This window comes from Streptomyces sp. NPDC020490, assembly GCF_044335305.1.
Lineage (GTDB): Bacteria > Actinomycetota > Actinomycetes > Streptomycetales > Streptomycetaceae > Streptomyces.
Genome location: NZ_JBIRUY010000022.1, coordinates 11846 through 29217, shown reverse-complemented (window position 1 = coordinate 29217; position 17372 = coordinate 11846). Strand labels below are relative to the sequence as shown.

At 71.4% G+C, this 17372-nt stretch carries 17 protein-coding genes; 16 read left to right on the top strand and 1 reads right to left on the bottom strand.

The window, feature by feature from the left end; all coding sequences use genetic code 11:
• The first annotated feature begins 165 nt into the window (after positions 1 to 165).
• The 4 genes from ACH4ZX_RS22665 (at position 166) to nusB (ending at position 3393) form a co-directional block, all read left to right on the top strand.
• Positions 166 to 1056, top strand: coding sequence for a Pro-rich N-terminal domain-containing protein (locus tag ACH4ZX_RS22665; protein WP_398275555.1), 891 nt, complete (start codon positions 166 to 168; stop codon positions 1054 to 1056).
• 179 nt (positions 1057 to 1235) lie between these two features.
• Positions 1236 to 2342: an aminopeptidase P family protein gene (locus ACH4ZX_RS22660; RefSeq protein WP_398275552.1), complete on the top strand. Its 1107-nt coding sequence runs from the start codon at positions 1236 to 1238 to the stop codon at positions 2340 to 2342.
• Positions 2343 to 2389: 47 nt separating this feature from the next.
• Positions 2390 to 2956: an elongation factor P gene (efp, locus tag ACH4ZX_RS22655; protein ID WP_324788616.1), complete on the top strand. Its 567-nt coding sequence runs from the start codon at positions 2390 to 2392 to the stop codon at positions 2954 to 2956.
• Positions 2957 to 2958: 2 nt separating this feature from the next.
• On the top strand, positions 2959 to 3393 hold the full coding sequence (gene nusB / locus ACH4ZX_RS22650) for a transcription antitermination factor NusB (protein ID WP_351884419.1): 435 nt from the start codon (positions 2959 to 2961) through the stop codon (positions 3391 to 3393).
• Between the two features lie 263 nt (positions 3394 to 3656).
• Here nusB and bldD read toward each other — a convergent pair whose 3' ends face one another.
• Positions 3657 to 4160 (bottom strand): transcriptional regulator BldD, encoded by a 504-nt coding sequence (gene bldD, locus ACH4ZX_RS22645; RefSeq protein ID WP_043498969.1) that lies wholly within the window; start codon positions 4158 to 4160, stop codon positions 3657 to 3659.
• 253 nt (positions 4161 to 4413) lie between these two features.
• On the opposite strand from bldD, the gene pyrR reads away from it, so the two are divergent.
• The 12 genes from pyrR to coaBC all read left to right on the top strand — a co-directional run bounded on the left by pyrR (position 4414) and on the right by coaBC (position 17278).
• Entirely contained in the window at positions 4414 to 4986 is a 573-nt protein-coding gene (gene pyrR / locus ACH4ZX_RS22640) for a bifunctional pyr operon transcriptional regulator/uracil phosphoribosyltransferase PyrR (RefSeq protein WP_324788613.1), read from the top strand.
• A gap of 88 nt (positions 4987 to 5074) precedes the next feature.
• The gene (locus ACH4ZX_RS22635; protein ID WP_351884414.1) at positions 5075 to 6052 is read left to right on the top strand and encodes an aspartate carbamoyltransferase catalytic subunit; all 978 of its coding nucleotides are present in this window, start codon (positions 5075 to 5077) and stop codon (positions 6050 to 6052) included.
• Between the two features lie 5 nt (positions 6053 to 6057).
• On the top strand, positions 6058 to 7344 hold the full coding sequence (locus ACH4ZX_RS22630; RefSeq protein ID WP_398275545.1) for a dihydroorotase: 1287 nt from the start codon (positions 6058 to 6060) through the stop codon (positions 7342 to 7344).
• Positions 7341 to 7901, top strand: a complete 561-nt coding sequence (locus ACH4ZX_RS22625; protein WP_398275542.1) for a hypothetical protein — start codon at positions 7341 to 7343, stop codon at positions 7899 to 7901. The genes ACH4ZX_RS22630 and ACH4ZX_RS22625 overlap by 4 nt, the downstream gene beginning before the upstream one ends.
• Positions 7898 to 9040, top strand: coding sequence for a glutamine-hydrolyzing carbamoyl-phosphate synthase small subunit (carA, locus tag ACH4ZX_RS22620; protein WP_398275539.1), 1143 nt, complete (start codon positions 7898 to 7900; stop codon positions 9038 to 9040). The genes ACH4ZX_RS22625 and carA overlap by 4 nt, the downstream gene beginning before the upstream one ends.
• Positions 9033 to 12341, top strand: coding sequence for a carbamoyl-phosphate synthase large subunit (gene carB / locus ACH4ZX_RS22615; protein WP_398275536.1), 3309 nt, complete (start codon positions 9033 to 9035; stop codon positions 12339 to 12341). The genes carA and carB overlap by 8 nt, the downstream gene beginning before the upstream one ends.
• Before the next feature lie 56 nt (positions 12342 to 12397).
• Positions 12398 to 13504 carry a quinone-dependent dihydroorotate dehydrogenase gene (locus tag ACH4ZX_RS22610; RefSeq protein WP_398275533.1) on the top strand — a complete coding sequence of 369 codons (1107 nt, stop codon included), beginning with the start codon at positions 12398 to 12400 and terminating at the stop codon, positions 13502 to 13504.
• On the top strand, positions 13501 to 14343 hold the full coding sequence (pyrF, locus tag ACH4ZX_RS22605) for an orotidine-5'-phosphate decarboxylase (protein ID WP_398275530.1): 843 nt from the start codon (positions 13501 to 13503) through the stop codon (positions 14341 to 14343). Before ACH4ZX_RS22610 ends, pyrF begins: the two co-directional genes overlap by 4 nt.
• Before the next feature lie 331 nt (positions 14344 to 14674).
• The gene (locus tag ACH4ZX_RS22600; protein ID WP_003977346.1) at positions 14675 to 14998 is read left to right on the top strand and encodes an integration host factor; all 324 of its coding nucleotides are present in this window, start codon (positions 14675 to 14677) and stop codon (positions 14996 to 14998) included.
• Positions 14999 to 15057: 59 nt separating this feature from the next.
• Entirely contained in the window at positions 15058 to 15615 is a 558-nt protein-coding gene (gene gmk / locus ACH4ZX_RS22595; protein ID WP_324788604.1) for a guanylate kinase, read from the top strand.
• 49 nt (positions 15616 to 15664) lie between these two features.
• A complete protein-coding gene (gene rpoZ / locus ACH4ZX_RS22590; protein ID WP_003977348.1) occupies positions 15665 to 15937 on the top strand; it encodes a DNA-directed RNA polymerase subunit omega in 273 nt (90 codons plus the stop codon).
• A gap of 138 nt (positions 15938 to 16075) precedes the next feature.
• Complete coding sequence (coaBC, locus tag ACH4ZX_RS22585) at positions 16076 to 17278, top strand: bifunctional phosphopantothenoylcysteine decarboxylase/phosphopantothenate--cysteine ligase CoaBC (protein WP_398275525.1); 1203 nt, start codon at positions 16076 to 16078, stop codon at positions 17276 to 17278.
• Positions 17279 to 17372 lie beyond the last annotated feature (94 nt).

The window sequence follows — 17372 nt, the reverse complement described above, 5'->3', positions numbered from 1 at the left end:
CACCGGCCACCCGAAATCCCCTGTCTCCGACGGGCACTTCGGACCGTCCCCGGCCGTTTCACCGAACAGCGGCGGGGGACGGTACCGTTCGGTAGCGAGCGGGGTCCGCGCAGGGCGTGCCCCGCGGCCAGCGCCAATTGCCTGTACGAGACGGAGTGGCACCGGATGCAGCACGCAGTGGGTTCTCCGCTGCCGCCGCCCCACCAGCCGGGGCACGGACCGGCCGCCGGCTGGTCGTCGGCCGCACACCACCCGGGCCAGCACCCCCCGGGCACCCACCAGGGCTCGGCACCCGTGCCCCCGCCGCCCGCGGCACCGGGCTTCCCCGCCGCGACGCCCGCGGCTCCGACGCCCGCGGTCCCGGCTGCCGCACCACCCGCCCCGCAGCACGCCCCGGCCCCGCCGGTCCCCGAGACCACGGGCCACGTCCCGCTGCCGCCCGGCGGCCCGGTCGGCATGCCCAGCGCCCCGCCCGCCACCGCCGCGCCCGATCCGACCACCACGATCCTCGCGGTCCTGCTGATCGGCCCGGCGGGCGCCGGCAAGACGAGCGTCGCCAAGTACTGGGCCGACCACCGCCGGGTCCCCACCGCCCACATCAGCCTCGACGACGTGCGGGAGTGGGTCCGCTCCGGCTTCGCCGACCCACAGTCCGGCTGGAACGACAGCTCCGAGGCGCAGTACCGCCTGGCCCGCCGCACCTGCGGATTCGCCGCGCGCAACTTCCTGGCCAACGGCATCTCGTGCATCCTCGACGACGCCGTCTTCCCCGACCGCCCGGTCGTCGGCCTCGGCGGCTGGAAGCGCCACGTGGGCCCCGGCCTGCTCCCGGTGGTCCTCCTGCCCGGTCTGGAGGTCGTCCTGGAGCGCAATGCCGAGCGCACGGGCAACCGCCGCCTCAGCGACGAGGAGGTCGCCCGCATCCACGGCCGCATGGCGGGCTGGTACGGCTCGGGACTGCCGATCATCGACAACTCCCAGCTGGACGTGGCGCAGACCGCCCAGGTCCTGGACGAGGTGCTGGCGCGGGCGATCACCAGCCCCCCGAGCTGGTAGCCGCCCGGGCCCCGGCCGCCGGGGCCCGCCGGGCCGGGGGTTGCAGGGCCCGGGCCCGCCGGGCCGGGCGTTGCAGGGCCCGGGCCCGCCGGGCCGGGGTCCGCCGGTCCGTCCCCCGTTCGGCACCCTTCACACCGTCCCAACCGGCACAAAACGGTCATCGCTCCTAGGCTCATCTCATGTCAGAGATGCACGCCATCCGCCGAACCCGGCTCAGGGAGCAGTGCAACGCGGCCGGCAACGCGGCAGCGCTCGTCTCCCGCCCCGCCAACGTGCGCTACCTCGCGGGCGCCGCCCCGCGCGGCTCCGTCCTGCTGCTGGGCAGGACCGAGGACCTGCTGGTCTGCTCCGGCCCGCCGGACGACCGCCCCACGCAGGGGCGCCCCGACGAGACGCTGCGCGTGCACACGCTCCTGGGCGCCGGAGGCGATCCCGCGGTCGCCGCCGCCGGGCTGGCCGAGGCCCAGCGCGCCGACTCGCTCGCCGTCGAGGAACACCACCTCACCGTCTCCCGGCACCGCGCCCTCACCTCCGTCGCGCCGCGGCTGCGCTTCGCGGACCTCTCAGCCGCGGTCGAACAGCTCAGAGTGGTCAAGGACGAGGAGGAGATCTCCTGCCTGCGCATCGGCGCCGAGATCGCCGACCAGGCCCTCGGCGAGCTGCTGGAGTCCATCCTCGTCGGCCGCACCGAACGCCACCTCGCCCTGGAACTCGAACGCCGCCTCGTCGACCACGGCGCCGACGGCCCCGCCTTCCCCACCTCCGTCGCCACCGGCCCGAACGCCGGCCGCCGCGCCCACCGGCCCACCGACCGGCGGGTCGAGGAGGGTGACTTCCTCTCCGTCTGCCTGGGCGCCATGTACCGCGGCTACCGCTGTGAGATCGGCCGCACCTTCGTCATCGGCACCTCCCCCGCCGACTGGCAGATCGAGCTGTACGACCTCGTCTTCGCCGCCCAGCGCGCCGGCCGCGAGACCCTGGCGCCCGGTGCCGCCCACCGTGACGTGGACCGCGCGGCACGGCAGGTCCTGGACTCGGCGGGGTACGCGGAGGCCCTCCCGGCCCTGACCGGACACGGTGTCGGACTCGAAATCGACGAGGACCCGCAGTTGGCCCCCGCTTCCATGGGTAAACTGGACGCTTGCGTGCCGGTCACCGTCGAACCGGGGGTCCACCTCCCGGGCCGGGGCGGCGTCCGGATCGATGACACGCTCGTCGTCCGCCCCGAGGCGGACGGCGGACCCGAGCTACTCACCATCACGACCAAGGAGCTGCTCGCGCTATAGGTGCGTGCCCCGGGGTCGTCCACGTCAGTCCAGGAGATTCCGCAACCGTGGCTTCCACGAACGACCTCAAGAACGGCATGGTGCTCAAGCTCGAAGGCGGCCAGCTCTGGTCCGTCGTCGAGTTCCAGCACGTCAAGCCCGGCAAGGGCCCGGCCTTCGTGCGCACCAAGCTCAAGAACGTGCTCTCCGGCAAGGTCGTCGACAAGACCTTCAACGCCGGTGTCAAGGTCGAGACGGCCACCGTCGACAAGCGCGACATGCAGTTCTCCTACATGGACGGCGAGTACTTCGTCTTCATGGACATGGAGACCTACGACCAGCTCATGGTCGACCGCAAGGCCGTCGGCGACGCCGCCAACTTCCTCATCGAGGGCTTCACCGCCACCGTCGCGCAGCACGAGGGCGAGGTGCTCTTCGTCGAGCTCCCGGCCGCCGTCGAGCTGACGGTCGCGGAGACCGAGCCGGGCGTCCAGGGCGACCGCTCCACCGGCGGCACCAAGCCCGCCACGCTGGAGACCGGCCACCAGATCCAGGTCCCGCTCTTCATCACCACCGGTGAGAAGATCAAGGTCGACACCCGTACGAGCGACTACCTCGGCCGGGTGAACAGCTAACCGTGGCTGCCCGCAACACGGCCCGCAAGCGCGCCTTCCAGATCCTCTTCGAGGGCGACCAGCGCGGCGCCGACGTCCTGACGGTTCTTGCGGACTGGATCCGGCTGTCCCGGACCGACACCCGTCAGCCGCCGGTGAGCGAGTACACGATGCAGCTCGTCGAGGGCTACGCGGGGCACGCGAAGCGCATCGACGAGCTGATCGCGCAGTACTCGGTCGGCTGGACGCTCGACCGGATGCCGGTCGTCGACCGCAACATCCTGCGCCTGGGCGCCTACGAGCTGATCTGGGTCGACGAGACCCCGGACGCCGTCGTCCTGGACGAGATGGTGCAGCTGGCGAAGGAGTTCTCCACGGACGAGTCGCCCTCGTTCGTCAACGGCCTGCTCGGCCGGCTGAAGGACCTCAAGCCCTCGCTGCGCCGCGAAGAGGCGTGAGGGGCACCAGCGACGCACCACGCCGGAGGGCCCGCGGCACGACCGCCGCGGGCCCTCCGGCGTTTCCCGCGCAGGTCTCGAAGGCCGTGCTCCGCGCAGGTGTCGAAGGCCGTGCTCCGCGCAGGTGTCTAAGGCTCATCCCGCGCGCGTGTGTGAGGCCGTATCCCGCGCACGTGTGGAAGGCCACAGAAAACCGCCGGGGCAGCCGGAACCGTGAAGTTCCGGCCACCCCGGCGGCACGTTTCTGCTGAGGCGCCCGGGACTCAGCTCTCCTCGTGGGCCGCGACGGCCCGCCGCGCGTCCGCGTCCAGCACGCCCCAGCTGATCAGCTGCTCGGTCAGGACCGACGGGGACTGGTCGTAGATGACGGCGAGTGTGCGCAGGTCGTCCTGGCGGATCGACAGCACCTTGCCGTTGTAGTCACCGCGCTGCGACTGGATCGTCGCCGCGTACCGCTGCAGGGGGCCCGCCTTCTCGGCCGGCACGGTGGCCAGCCGCTCCAGGTCCAGGACCAGCTTCGGCGGCGGCTCGGCGGCCCCGCCCGGAGTGGTGCCCGGCAGCAGCTCCTGCACGGGAACGCCATAGAAATCCGCCAGCTCGGCGAGGCGCTGCACGGTGACGGCGCGGTCGCCGCGCTCGTACGAACCGACCACGACCGCCTTCCAGCGGCCCTGGCTCTTCTCCTCGACACCGTGGAGGGAAAGGCCCTGCTGGGTGCGGATGGCCCGGAGCTTGGCCCCGAGCTGTTTGGCGTATTCGCTGGACATATGGCTCCCCGGACACTGTGTCGACGCGGCTGCGGTGGGTCCGCGCCGCGCGTCTGGTAACTCACTGTGAGGTTACGCAGCGTGACTCTCGCGCGTCAAGCCGAATGGTCCACACCGACCCTTCCGTGGCGGCGGTGGCTGAATACGCCAGGGGGGTGATCAGGGATGTCACGTCCGCCTGCTACCGTTGATGGCGCAAATCCGACGTCCTTTAAGGTCCGTCCCGTGAGGCGGAGAAGGAGGTCCGTTTCCCATGGACACCCAAGCATCCGATGCGCGGCCCGTTCTCGAGGCTCCCGACATCGCGCGGGTCCTGACCCGCATCGCCCACGAGATCGTCGAGCGCGCCAAGGGCGCCGACGACGTGGTGCTCCTCGGCATCCCGACCCGAGGCGTCTTCCTCGCCCGGCGGCTCGCCGCGAAGCTCGAGGAGATCACCGACCGCAAGATCCCGGTCGGGTCGCTGGACATCACCATGTACCGCGACGACCTGCGCATGCACCCGCCGCGTGCGCTGGCCCGCACCGAGATCCCCGGTGACGGCCTCGACGGCCGGCTGGTCGTCCTCGTCGACGACGTGCTCTTCTCCGGCCGCACCATCCGTGCCGCCCTCGACGCCCTGAACGACATCGGGCGCCCGCGCGCGGTGCAGCTCGCGGTCCTCGTCGACCGCGGCCACCGCGAACTGCCCATCCGCGCCGACTACGTCGGCAAGAACCTCCCCACGTCGTTGCGGGAGACGGTCAAGGTCCAGCTCGCCGAGGAGGACGGTCGCGACACCGTGCTGCTCGGCGCCAAGCGGACCGCTCCGGGCGCGCAGCAGTAGCGCACGCGCGTACGTCACCGCCGCACGCGCGCGCAGTCGCGCCCCCGCCTGCCCGAAATCTCCTGAACTGCCTTACGGAGCCTGACAGATGCAGCGTCATCTCATCTCGGCCGCCGACCTCACCCGCGACGACGCCGTCCTGATCCTCGACACCGCCGAGGAGATGGCCCGGGTCGCCGACCGGCCGATCAAGAAACTGCCGACCCTGCGCGGCCGCACGGTCGTCAACCTCTTCTTCGAGGACTCCACCCGGACCCGGATCTCCTTCGAAGCCGCGGAGAAGCGCCTGTCCGCGGACGTCATCAACTTCTCCGCCAAGGGCTCCAGCGTGTCCAAGGGCGAGTCCCTGAAGGACACCGCCCAGACCCTGGAGGCCATGGGCGTCGACGCCGTGGTCATCCGGCACGGCGCCTCCGGAGCGCCCTACCGCCTCGCCAACTCCGGCTGGATCGACGCCGCCGTCATCAACGCCGGCGACGGCACCCACCAGCACCCCACCCAGGCGCTGCTCGACGCGTTCACCATGCGCCGCCGCCTGGTCGGCCGGGACGCCGGCCTCGGCCAGGACCTGTCCGGCAAGCGGATCACCATCGTCGGCGACGTCCTGCACAGCCGGGTCGCCCGCTCCAACGTCGACCTGCTGCACACCCTCGGCGCCGAGGTCACCCTGGTCGCCCCGCCCACCCTGGTGCCGGTCGGCGTCGAGCACTGGCCGTGCGAGGTGTCGTACGACCTCGACTCCACGCTTCCCAAGTCCGACGCGGTGATGATGCTGCGCGTCCAGCGCGAGCGCATGAACGCCGCCTTCTTCCCGACCGAGCGCGAGTACTCCCGGCGCTACGGCCTCGACGGCGACCGCATGGCGCGGATGCCCGAGCACGCGATCGTGATGCACCCCGGGCCGATGGTCCGCGGCATGGAGATCACCGCCGAGGTCGCCGACTCCGGCCGCTGCACCGCCGTCGAGCAGGTCGCGAACGGAGTGTCCATCCGGATGGCCGTCCTGTACCTGCTGCTCGGAGGCAACGAGCCCGCCGTCACCCACACCCGTACCGAGGAGAAGTAAGACCCATGAGCAAGATCCTTATCCGTGGTGCGAAGGTGCTCGGCGGCGAGTCGCAGGACGTGCTGATCGACGGCGAGACGATCGCCGAGGTGGGCGTGGGACTGAGCGCGGACGGCGCCGAGGTCGTCGAGGCGGCCGGCAAGGTGCTGCTGCCGGGCCTGGTCGACCTGCACACGCATCTGCGCGAGCCGGGCCGCGAGGACTCCGAGACCGTGCTGACCGGCACGCGCGCCGCCGCGAGCGGCGGCTACACCGCCGTGTTCGCCATGGCCAACACCTTCCCGGTGGCCGACACCGCCGGCGTCGTCGAGCAGGTCTACCGCCTCGGGCAGGAGCACGGCTACTGCGACGTGCAGCCCATCGGCGCGGTCACCGTCGGCCTGGAGGGCAAGAAGCTCGCCGAGCTGGGCGCCATGCACGAGTCGGCCGCCGGCGTCACCGTCTTCTCCGACGACGGCAAGTGCGTCGACGACGCGGTGATCATGCGCCGGGCGCTGGAGTACGTGAAGGCCTTCGGCGGCGTCGTCGCCCAGCACGCGCAGGAGCCGCGGCTGACCGAGGGCGCGCAGATGAACGAGGGCGTCGTCTCCGCCGAGCTGGGCCTCGGCGGCTGGCCCGCCGTCGCCGAGGAGTCGATCATCGCGCGGGACGTGCTGCTCGCCGAGCACGTCGGCTCCCGCGTCCACATCTGCCACCTGTCGACGGCGGGCAGCGTCGAGATCGTCCGCTGGGCGAAGTCCCGCGGCATCGACGTCACCGCCGAGGTCACCCCGCACCACCTGCTGCTCACCGACGAGCTGGTGCGCACCTACAACCCGGTCTACAAGGTCAACCCGCCGCTGCGCACCGAGCGCGACGTGCACGCGCTGCGCGAGGCGCTCGCCGACGGCACGATCGACATCGTCGCCACCGACCACGCCCCCCACCCGCACGAGGACAAGGACTGCGAGTGGGCCGCGGCCGCCATGGGCATGGTCGGGCTGGAGACCGCGCTGTCGGTGGTCCAGGAGACGATGGTGGAGACGGGCCTGCTGGACTGGGCCCAGGTCGCCGACCGCATGTCCTTCGCGCCCGCCAGGATCGGGCGGGCCATCGGGCACGGGCGTCCCGTCTCGGCTGGTGAGCCCGCCAACCTCACCCTCGTCGACACGGCATACCGTGGGACGGTGGACCCCACGGGCTTCGCCTCGCGCAGCCGCAACACCCCGTACGAGGGGCGTGAGCTGCCGGGCCGTGTGACGCACACGTGGCTGAGGGGCAAGGCCACCCTCGTCGACGGGAAGCTCACGTGACACCTGTAATCCTGCTCGCGGCCGGGAAGAAGTCGGCCGAGGTCACCGACTGGGCCGCCCGCATCGGCTGGCTCGTCGGCCTCGCCCTGTTCGTCGCGCTCGTCTACTGGCTGATGCGCGAGGGCTGGAAGTGGCGCGGCACGCTCCAGGGCGACCTGCCCGAGCTGCCCGGCGCGCCGGAAGACCCGGGCCCGGCGAAACTGACCATGAGCGGCCGCTACCACGGCTCCACCACCGCCGGACAGTGGCTCGACCGGATCGTGGCGCACGGCCTCGGCACCCGCAGCCTGGCCGAGCTCACGCTGACGGACGCGGGACTGGACGTCGTACGCCCCGGCGCGAGCGACTTCTTCGTCCCGGCCGCACAGCTGCGTGGGGCCCGCCTCGACAAGGGCATCGCCGGCAAGGTCCTGACCGAAGGCGGCCTGCTCGTGGTGACCTGGGCGCACGGCGAGCGGCTGATCGACTCCGGGTTCCGCTCCGACCGGGCGGCCGAGCACACCGAGTGGGTCGACACCCTGAACGAGATGATCAACAAGACGGAAGGCGCACGATGACAACCTCCACCAGGGGAGCTGCCAGGGTTCCCGCCGTACTCGTCCTGGAGGACGGCCGGATGTTCCGCGGCCGCGCCTACGGGGCCGTGGGGGTGACCTTCGGCGAAGCCGTGTTCTCCACCGGCATGACCGGCTACCAGGAGACCCTCACCGACCCGTCGTACCACCGCCAGGTCGTCGTGATGACCGCCCCGCACGTCGGCAACACCGGCGTCAACGACGAGGACCCCGAGTCCAAGCGCATCTGGGTCGCCGGATACGTCGTGCGCGACCCCGCGCGCGTGCCGTCCAACTGGCGCTCCCGCCGCTCCCTCGACGACGAACTGCGCCACCAGGGCGTCGTCGGCATCAGCGGCATCGACACCCGCGCGCTCACCCGCCACCTGCGCGAGCGCGGCGCCATGCGCGTCGGCATCTTCTCCGGCCAGGCGCTGCCCGACGAGGGCACCATGCTCGCCGAGGTCCGCCAGGTCCCCGAGATGCAGGGCGCCGACCTGTCCGCCGAGGTGGCCACCAAGGAGGCGTACGTCGTTCCGGCGATCGGTGAGAAGAAGTTCACCGTCGCCGCCGTCGACCTGGGCATCAAGGGCATGACCCCGCACCGCATGGCCGAGCGCGGCATCGAGGTGCACGTGCTCCCGGCGACCGCGACCGTCGAGGACGTCTACGCCGTGAACCCCGACGGCGTGTTCTTCTCCAACGGCCCCGGCGACCCCGCCACCGCCGACCACGCGGTCTCCGTCATGCGGGCGGTCCTGGAGCGCGGCACGCCGCTGTTCGGCATCTGCTTCGGCAACCAGATCCTGGGCCGCGCCCTCGGCTTCGGCACCTACAAGCTCAAGTACGGCCACCGCGGCATCAACCAGCCGGTGCAGGACCGCACCACCGGCAAGGTCGAGGTCACCGCGCACAACCACGGCTTCGCCGTCGACGCCCCGCTCGACCAGGTCTCCGACACCCCCTACGGCCGCGCCGAGGTCTCCCACGTCTGCCTCAACGACAACGTGGTCGAGGGCCTGCGGCTCCTCGACCGCCCGGCCTTCAGCGTCCAGTACCACCCCGAAGCGGCAGCCGGCCCGCACGACGCCGCCTACCTGTTCGACCGCTTCACATCTCTGATGGAGGGCCAGCGTGCCTAAGCGCACCGATATCCAGTCCGTCCTGGTCATCGGCTCCGGCCCGATCGTCATCGGCCAGGCCGCCGAGTTCGACTACTCCGGCACCCAGGCGTGCCGCGTGCTCAAGGCCGAGGGCCTGCGCGTCATCCTCGTCAACTCCAACCCGGCGACGATCATGACCGACCCGGAGATCGCCGACGCCACCTACGTCGAGCCGATCACCCCGGAGTTCGTCGAGAAGATCATCGCCAAGGAGCGGCCCGACGCCCTGCTGCCCACCCTGGGCGGCCAGACGGCCCTCAACACCGCGATCTCCCTGCACGAGAACGGCGTCCTGGACAAGTACGGCGTCGAACTGATCGGCGCCAACGTCGCGGCGATCCACAAGGGCGAGGACCGCGACCTGTTCAAGGAGGTCGTGGAGGAGGTCCGCAAGAAGATCGGGCACGGCGAGTCCGCCCGCTCCGTCATCTGCCACTCCATGGACGACGTCCTCGCGGGCGTCGAGACCCTCGGCGGCTACCCGGTCGTCGTCCGCCCGTCCTTCACCATGGGCGGCGCCGGCTCCGGCTTCGCGCACGACGAGGAGGAGTTGCGCCGCATCGCCGGGCAGGGCCTCACCCTCTCGCCGACCACCGAGGTGCTCCTGGAGGAGTCCATCCTCGGCTGGAAGGAGTACGAGCTGGAGCTGATGCGGGACAAGCACGACAACGTCGTGGTCGTCTGCTCCATCGAGAACTTCGACCCGATGGGCGTGCACACCGGCGACTCGATCACCGTCGCCCCCGCGATGACGCTGACCGACCGCGAGTACCAGATCCTGCGCGACGTCGGCATCGCGATCATCCGCGAGGTCGGCGTCGACACCGGCGGCTGCAACATCCAGTTCGCGGTGAACCCGGAGGACGGCCGGGTCATCGTCATCGAGATGAACCCGCGCGTGTCGCGCTCCTCGGCCCTCGCCTCCAAGGCCACCGGCTTCCCGATCGCCAAGATCGCCGCCAAGCTCGCCGTCGGCTACACCCTCGACGAGATCCCGAACGACATCACGCGGGAGACCCCGGCCTCCTTCGAGCCGACCCTCGACTACGTCGTCGTCAAGGCCCCGCGGTTCGCCTTCGAGAAGTTCCCGAGCGCCGACTCCACGCTGACCACCACCATGAAGTCGGTCGGCGAGGCCATGGCCATCGGCCGCAACTTCACCGAGGCGTTCCAGAAGGCGCTGCGCTCGCTGGAGAAGAAGGGCAGCCAGTTCACCTTCGTCGGCGAGACCGGTGACAAGGAGGAACTGCTGCGCGCGGCGGTCCGCCCCACCGACGGCCGGATCAACACCGTGATGCAGGCCATCCGCGCGGGCGCCACCCCCGAGGAGGTCTTCGAGTACACGAAGATCGACCCCTGGTTCGTCGACCAGCTCTTCCTCATCAAGGAGATCGCCGACGAGCTGGCCGAGGCCCCGGAGCTCACCCCCGAGCTGCTCGCCGAGGCCAAGCGGCACGGCTTCTCCGACCAGCAGATCGGCGAGATCCGCGGCCTGCGCGAGGACGTCGTCCGTGAGGTGCGGCACGCCCTCGGCATCCGCCCGGTGTACAAGACGGTCGACACCTGCGCCGCCGAGTTCGCCGCGCAGACGCCGTACTTCTACTCCTCCTACGACGAGGAGACCGAGGTCGCGCCCCGCGAGAAGCCGGCCGTGATCATCCTCGGCTCCGGGCCCAACCGCATCGGGCAGGGCATCGAGTTCGACTACTCCTGCGTGCACGCGTCCTTCGCGCTGAGCGACGCCGGGTACGAGACGGTGATGGTCAACTGCAACCCGGAGACCGTCTCCACCGACTACGACACCTCCGACCGCCTCTACTTCGAGCCGCTGACGCTGGAGGACGTGCTGGAGATCGTGCACGCCGAGCAGCAGGCCGGCCCGGTCGCCGGCGTGATCGTGCAGCTCGGCGGCCAGACCCCGCTGGGCCTGTCGCAGGCGCTGAAGGACAACGGCGTGCCGATCGTCGGCACCTCCCCGGAGGCCATCCACGCCGCCGAGGACCGCGGCGCCTTCGGCCGGGTGCTCGCCGAGGCGGGCCTGCCGGCCCCCAAGCACGGCACCGCCACCACCTTCGCCGAGGCCAAGGCCATCGCCGACGAGATCGGCTACCCGGTCCTGGTCCGGCCGTCGTACGTGCTGGGCGGCCGCGGCATGGAGATCGTCTACGACGAGTCCCGGCTGTCGTCCTACATCGCCGAGTCGACCGAGATCAGCCCCTCCCGGCCGGTCCTCGTCGACCGGTTCCTGGACGACGCGATCGAGATCGACGTGGACGCGCTCTACGACGGCGAGGAGCTTTACCTCGGCGGCGTCATGGAGCACATCGAGGAGGCCGGCATCCACTCCGGCGACTCGGCGTGCGCGCTGCCGCCGATCACGCTGGGCGGCTTCGACATCAAGCGCCTGCGCGCCTCCACCGAGGCCATCGCGCGCGGCGTCGGGGTGCGCGGCCTGATCAACATCCAGTTCGCGCTGGCCGGCGACATCCTCTACGTCCTCGAGGCCAACCCGCGCGCCTCCCGCACGGTCCCCTTCACCTCGAAGGCGACCGCGGTGCCGCTGGCGAAGGCCGCCGCCCGGATCTCCCTCGGCGCGACCGTCGCCGAGCTGCGCGAAGAGGGCCTGCTGCCGAAGAACGGCGACGGCGGCGAGCTGCCGCTGGACGCGCCGATCTCCGTCAAGGAGGCGGTGATGCCCTGGAGCCGCTTCCGCGACACCTCCGGACGCGGCGTCGACACCGTCCTCGGCCCGGAGATGCGCTCCACCGGCGAGGTCATGGGCATCGACTCGGTCTTCGGCACGGCGTACGCCAAGTCGCAGGCGGGCGCCTACGGGCCGCTGCCGACCAAGGGCCGCGCCTTCATCTCGGTCGCCAACCGCGACAAGCGCTCGATGATCTTCCCGGCGCGCGAACTGGTCGGGCACGGCTTCGAGCTGCTCGCCACGTCCGGCACGGCCGAGGTGCTCAAGCGCAACGGCATCAACGCCACCGTCGTGCGCAAGCAGTCCGACGGCACCGGCCCGAACGGCGAGCGGACCATCGTCCAGCTCATCCACGACGGCGAGGTCGACCTCATCGTCAACACCCCGTACGGCACCGGCGGCCGGCTCGACGGCTACGAGATCCGCACGGCGGCCGTGGCGCGGTCGGTCCCGTGCCTGACGACGGTCCAGGCGCTCGCCGCCGCCGTCCAGGGCATCGACGCGCTCAACCACGGCGACGTGGGCGTCCGCTCGCTCCAGGAACACGCCGAGCACCTGACCGCGGCCCGCGACTAGCAGCCACGAGGGGGACACCGGAAACGGTGTCCCCCTCTTCATGAGGACACCGAGACATGTACAAGCTCTTCTTCCGCCTGCTCTTCCAACGGATGGACCCTGAGCAGGCCCACCAACTCGCCTTCCGCTGGATCCGCCTGGCCGCCCGCGTCCCGGTGCTGCGCACCTTCGTCGCGGCCGCCCTCGCGCCCCGCCACAAGGAACTGCGCACCGAGGCGTTCGGCCTGCGGATGCACGGCCCGTTCGGGCTCGCGGCCGGCTTCGACAAGAACGCGGTCGGCATCGACGGCCTGGCGATGCTCGGCTTCGACCACGTGGAGATCGGCACGGTGACCGGCGAGGCCCAGCCCGGCAACCCCAGGAAGCGCCTGTTCCGCCTCGTGCCGGACCGCGCGCTGATCAACCGCATGGGCTTCAACAACGAGGGCTCGCTGGCCGTCGCCGCCCGCCTCGCCTCCCGCGACCCGGTCTTCCGGACCGTCGTGGGCGTCAACATCGGCAAGACCAAGGCGGTGCCGGAGGCCGAGGCGGTCGCCGACTACGTGAAGTCGGCCGAGCGGCTGGCGCCGTACGCCGACTACCTGGTCGTCAACGTGTCGTCCCCGAACACGCCCGGCCTGCGCGACCTCCAGGCGACCGAGGCGCTGCGCCCGCTGCTGACCGCCGTCCGCGAGGCCGCCGACCGCGCGGTGCCCGCCCGGCGCGTGCCGCTCCTGGTGAAGATCGCCCCCGACCTCGCCGACGAGGACATCGACGCGGTGGCCGACCTGGCCGTCGACCTCGGCCTGGACGGCATCATCGCCACGAACACCACCATCGCGCGCGAGGGACTCGGTCTGACGTCCTCGCCCTCGCTGGTGAAGGAGACCGGCGGCCTGTCCGGCGCGCCGCTGAAGGCCCGCTCCCTGGAGGTGCTGCGCCGCCTGTACGCGCGCGTGGGCGACCGCATCACGCTGGTCGGCGTCGGCGGCGTCGCGACGGCCGAGGACGCGTGGCAGCGCATCCTGGCCGGTGCCACGCTGGTACAGGGCTACAGCGCCTTCGTCTACGAGGGCCCCTTCTGGAGCCGCGCAGTCCACAAGGGGCTCGCCGCCCGGCTGCGGACGAGCCCGTACGCCACCCTCGCCGACGCGGTCGGCGCCGATGTGAGGAGATCCGCATGACCCTGGAACCCTTCGGCGCCCGTCTGCGCCGCGCGATGGACGAGCGGGGCCCGCTGTGCGTCGGCATCGACCCGCACGCCTCCCTGCTCACCGAATGGGGCCTGAACGACGACGTGGCCGGCCTGGAACGGTTCAGCCGCACGGTGGTCGAGGCGATGGCCGACCGGATCGCCGTCCTGAAGCCGCAGAGCGCGTTCTTCGAGCGCTTCGGGTCCCGCGGCGTCGCCGTCCTGGAGAAGTCGGTCGAGGAGGCGCGGGCCGCCGGCGCGCTGGTCGTCATGGACGCCAAGCGCGGCGACATCGGCTCCACCATGGCCGCCTACGCCGAGTCCTTCCTGCGCAAGGACTCACCGCTGTTCTCCGACGCGCTGACCGTCTCCCCGTACCTCGGCTACGGCTCGCTCAGCCCGGCCGTCGCGCTGGCGCGGGAGAGCGGCACGGGCCTGTTCGTGCTGGCGCTGACCTCGAACCCGGAGGGCGGCGAGGTGCAGCACGCGGTCCGCGCCGACGGGCGGGACGTCGGCGCGACGATGCTGGCCCACCTGGCCGCCGAGAACGTGGGGGAGGAGCCCCTGGGGTCCTTCGGGGCGGTCGTCGGCGCCACGCTGGGCGACCTGTCGCTGTACGACCTCGACATCAACGGTCCGCTGCTGGCGCCCGGCGTCGGCGCCCAGGGGGCCACGCCGGCCGATCTCCCCCGGGTCTTCGGGAGTGCGGTCCGCAACGTCGTCCCGAACGTCAGCAGGGGCGTGCTGCGGCACGGTCCCGACATCGGTTCGCTGCGCTCGGCGGCCGACCGCTTCACGGAGGAGATCCGCGCCGCGCTGGCCGCCGCGTGAGGCTTCCGTGACGGGCGTAAAAGGCGTTCGAGCCGCTCGTCCCGGCCCTCCGGTCGCCGTCCGCGGGCTCGTTTGAGTCTGAATACATCCTCAAATCCGGGGCATTATGTCCTAAATGTCCGCCCTGGCGGAGGCTGACCAGGACTTTTCCGCTGTTCTCGCTGACTCTGGCGGACTTGCCCGCTAGTCTCCGACGAGTGAGGGCAGCTCCCACGCCCTCCAGCCAGTGGGGGAGAACGGGCAGCGTGTTGCTCGCGGCTCCCCAGGTGTGGGGCGACTAGGTTCCTCACCGGTCCGTATCCGACAGTTCGACATCCGAGGTGACGTAGGCGTGGCTCTTCCGCCCCTTACCCCTGAACAGCGCGCAGCCGCGCTCGAAAAGGCCGCCGCGGCTCGCCGGGAGCGGGCCGAGGTCAAGAATCGACTCAAGCACTCCGGCGCCTCCCTGCACGAGGTCATCAAGCAGGGCCAGGAGAACGACGTCATCGGCAAGATGAAGGTCTCCGCCCTGCTCGAGTCCCTCCCGGGCGTGGGCAAGGTCCGCGCCAAGCAGATCATGGAGCGACTCGGCATCTCCGAGAGCCGCCGCGTGCGGGGTCTCGGGTCCAACCAGATCGCCTCCCTGGAGCGCGAGTTCGGCAGCACCGGCTCCTGAGTCCGGGTGCTGCGAACCTGGCGTCCCGGGCACCCCGGGAGTGCTGGAATAATCGCTGCATGAGCGAACGTCCGCGGCTGACCGTGCTCTCCGGCCCCTCAGGGGTCGGCAAGAGCACGGTCGTCGCCCATATGCGCAAGGAACACCCCGAGGTCTGGCTCTCGGTGTCGGCGACGACCCGCAAGCCCCGCCCCGGCGAGCAGCACGGAGTCCACTACTTCTTCGTCACCGACGAGGAGATGGACAAGCTGATCGCCAACGGCGAGCTGCTGGAGTGGGCCGAGTTCGCCGGCAACCGTTACGGCACGCCGCGCGCGGCCGTGCTGGAGCACCTGGAGTCCGGGGTCCCGGTCCTGCTGGAGATCGATCTCCAGGGCGCCCGGCAGGTCCGCGAGACCATGCCCGAGGGCCGGCTGGTGTTCCTGGCTCCTCCCTCCTGGGAGGAGCTGGTGCGCAGACTCACCGGGCGGGGCACCGAGCCGCCCGAGGTGATCGAGCGCCGGCTGTCCGCCGCGAAGATCGAGCTGGCGGCCGAGCCGGAGTTCGACACGACCCTGGTCAACACCTCCGTCGAGGACGTGGCGCGCGAGCTGCTAGCCTTGATGGATGTGGTCTGACCGGCACCGGTCACCGCACATTTCTTTCCCACCCATCGGAAGGTAGAGCGTGTCCTCTTCCATCTCCGCGCCCGAGGGCATCATCAACCCGCCGATCGACGAGCTCCTCGAGGCCACCGACTCGAAGTACAGCCTCGTGATCTACGCGGCCAAGCGGGCCCGCCAGATCAACGCGTACTACTCGCAGCTCGGCGAGGGCCTCCTCGAGTACGTCGGTCCGCTCGTCGACACCCACGTGCACGAGAAGCCGCTCTCGATCGCCCTGCGCGAGATCAACGCGGGTCTGCTGACGTCCGAGGCCATCGAAGGCCCGGCGCAGTAATATCAGCAGCTTCGCGGTTGGCTTTTCCACAGGCCCGGCGGCACGTCCGCCGGGCCTGTGGTCTGCTCGGGGGAGCGGGGTCCGTTCCCGCGGTGATGCAGCATGTAAGGCGTACGTTTCCGAGGCCGGGGAGAGACGGTGGACAAGCCGAAGGTCGTTCTGGGGGTCAGCGGCGGCATCGCCGCGTACAAGGCCTGTGAGCTGCTGCGGAGGCTGACGGAGTCGGGACACGACGTGCGCGTCGTGCCCACCGCCTCCGCGCTGCACTTCGTCGGCGCCGCGACCTGGTCCGCGCTGTCCGGACACCCCGTCGCCACCGAGGTCTGGGACGACGTGCACGAGGTGCCCCACGTGCGCATCGGCCAGCAGGCCGATCTGGTGGTCGTCGCCCCCGCCACCGCCGACACGCTCGCCCGGGCGGCCCACGGCCTCGCCGACGACCTGCTCACCAACACCCTCCTCACGGCACGCTGCCCGGTCGTCTTCGCCCCGGCGATGCACACCGAGATGTGGGAGCACCCGGCCACCCAGGAGAACGTGGCGACACTGCGCCGCCGCGGCGCCGTCGTCATCGAGCCGGCCGTCGGCCGGCTGACCGGCGCCGACACCGGCAAGGGACGGCTGCCCGACCCGGCCGAGATCTTCGAGGTCTGCCGCCGCGTGCTCGCCAGGGGAGTGCGGGAGCCGGACCTCGCCGGCCGGCACGTGGTGGTCAGCGCGGGCGGCACCCGCGAGCCCCTCGACCCGGTCCGCTTCCTCGGCAACCGCTCCTCCGGCAAGCAGGGCTACGCCCTGGCCCGCACCGCCGCCGCGCGCGGCGCCCGGGTCACGCTCGTCGCGGCCAACACCAACCTGCCCGACCCGGCGGGCGTGGACGTCGTCCGGGCCGGCACCGCGGTGCAGCTGCGCGAGGCGGTGCTGAAGGCGGCGGCGGACGCCGACGCCGTCGCCATGGCCGCCGCGGTCGCCGACTTCCGCCCGGCTCAGTACGCGGCCGGGAAGATAAAGAAGCGGGACGGCCGGGACCCCGAGCCCGTCGTCCTGGTACGGAATCCGGACATTCTCGCGGAGGTGTCCGCCGACCGGGTGCGGCCCGGACAGGTGATCGTCGGCTTCGCCGCGGAGACCGACGACGTGCTGGCCAACGGCCGCGCCAAGCTGGTCCGCAAGGGCTGCGACCTGCTCGTGGTGAACGAGGTGGGCGAGCGGAAGACCTTCGGTTCCGAGGAGAACGAGGCCGTGGTGCTCGGCGCCGACGGCAGCGAGACACCCGTGCCGTACGGCCCCAAGGAGGCCCTGGCCGAAATCGTGTGGGACCTGGTGGCGCAGCGCCTGCACTGAGTGCTTGATTCACTTCCCGGCCCGTTCGAACCACGCACTCGGGGGACGCGGCGACCCTGGCCAAGCCCCCGGTGATTGGGCAGAATGCCCGTGC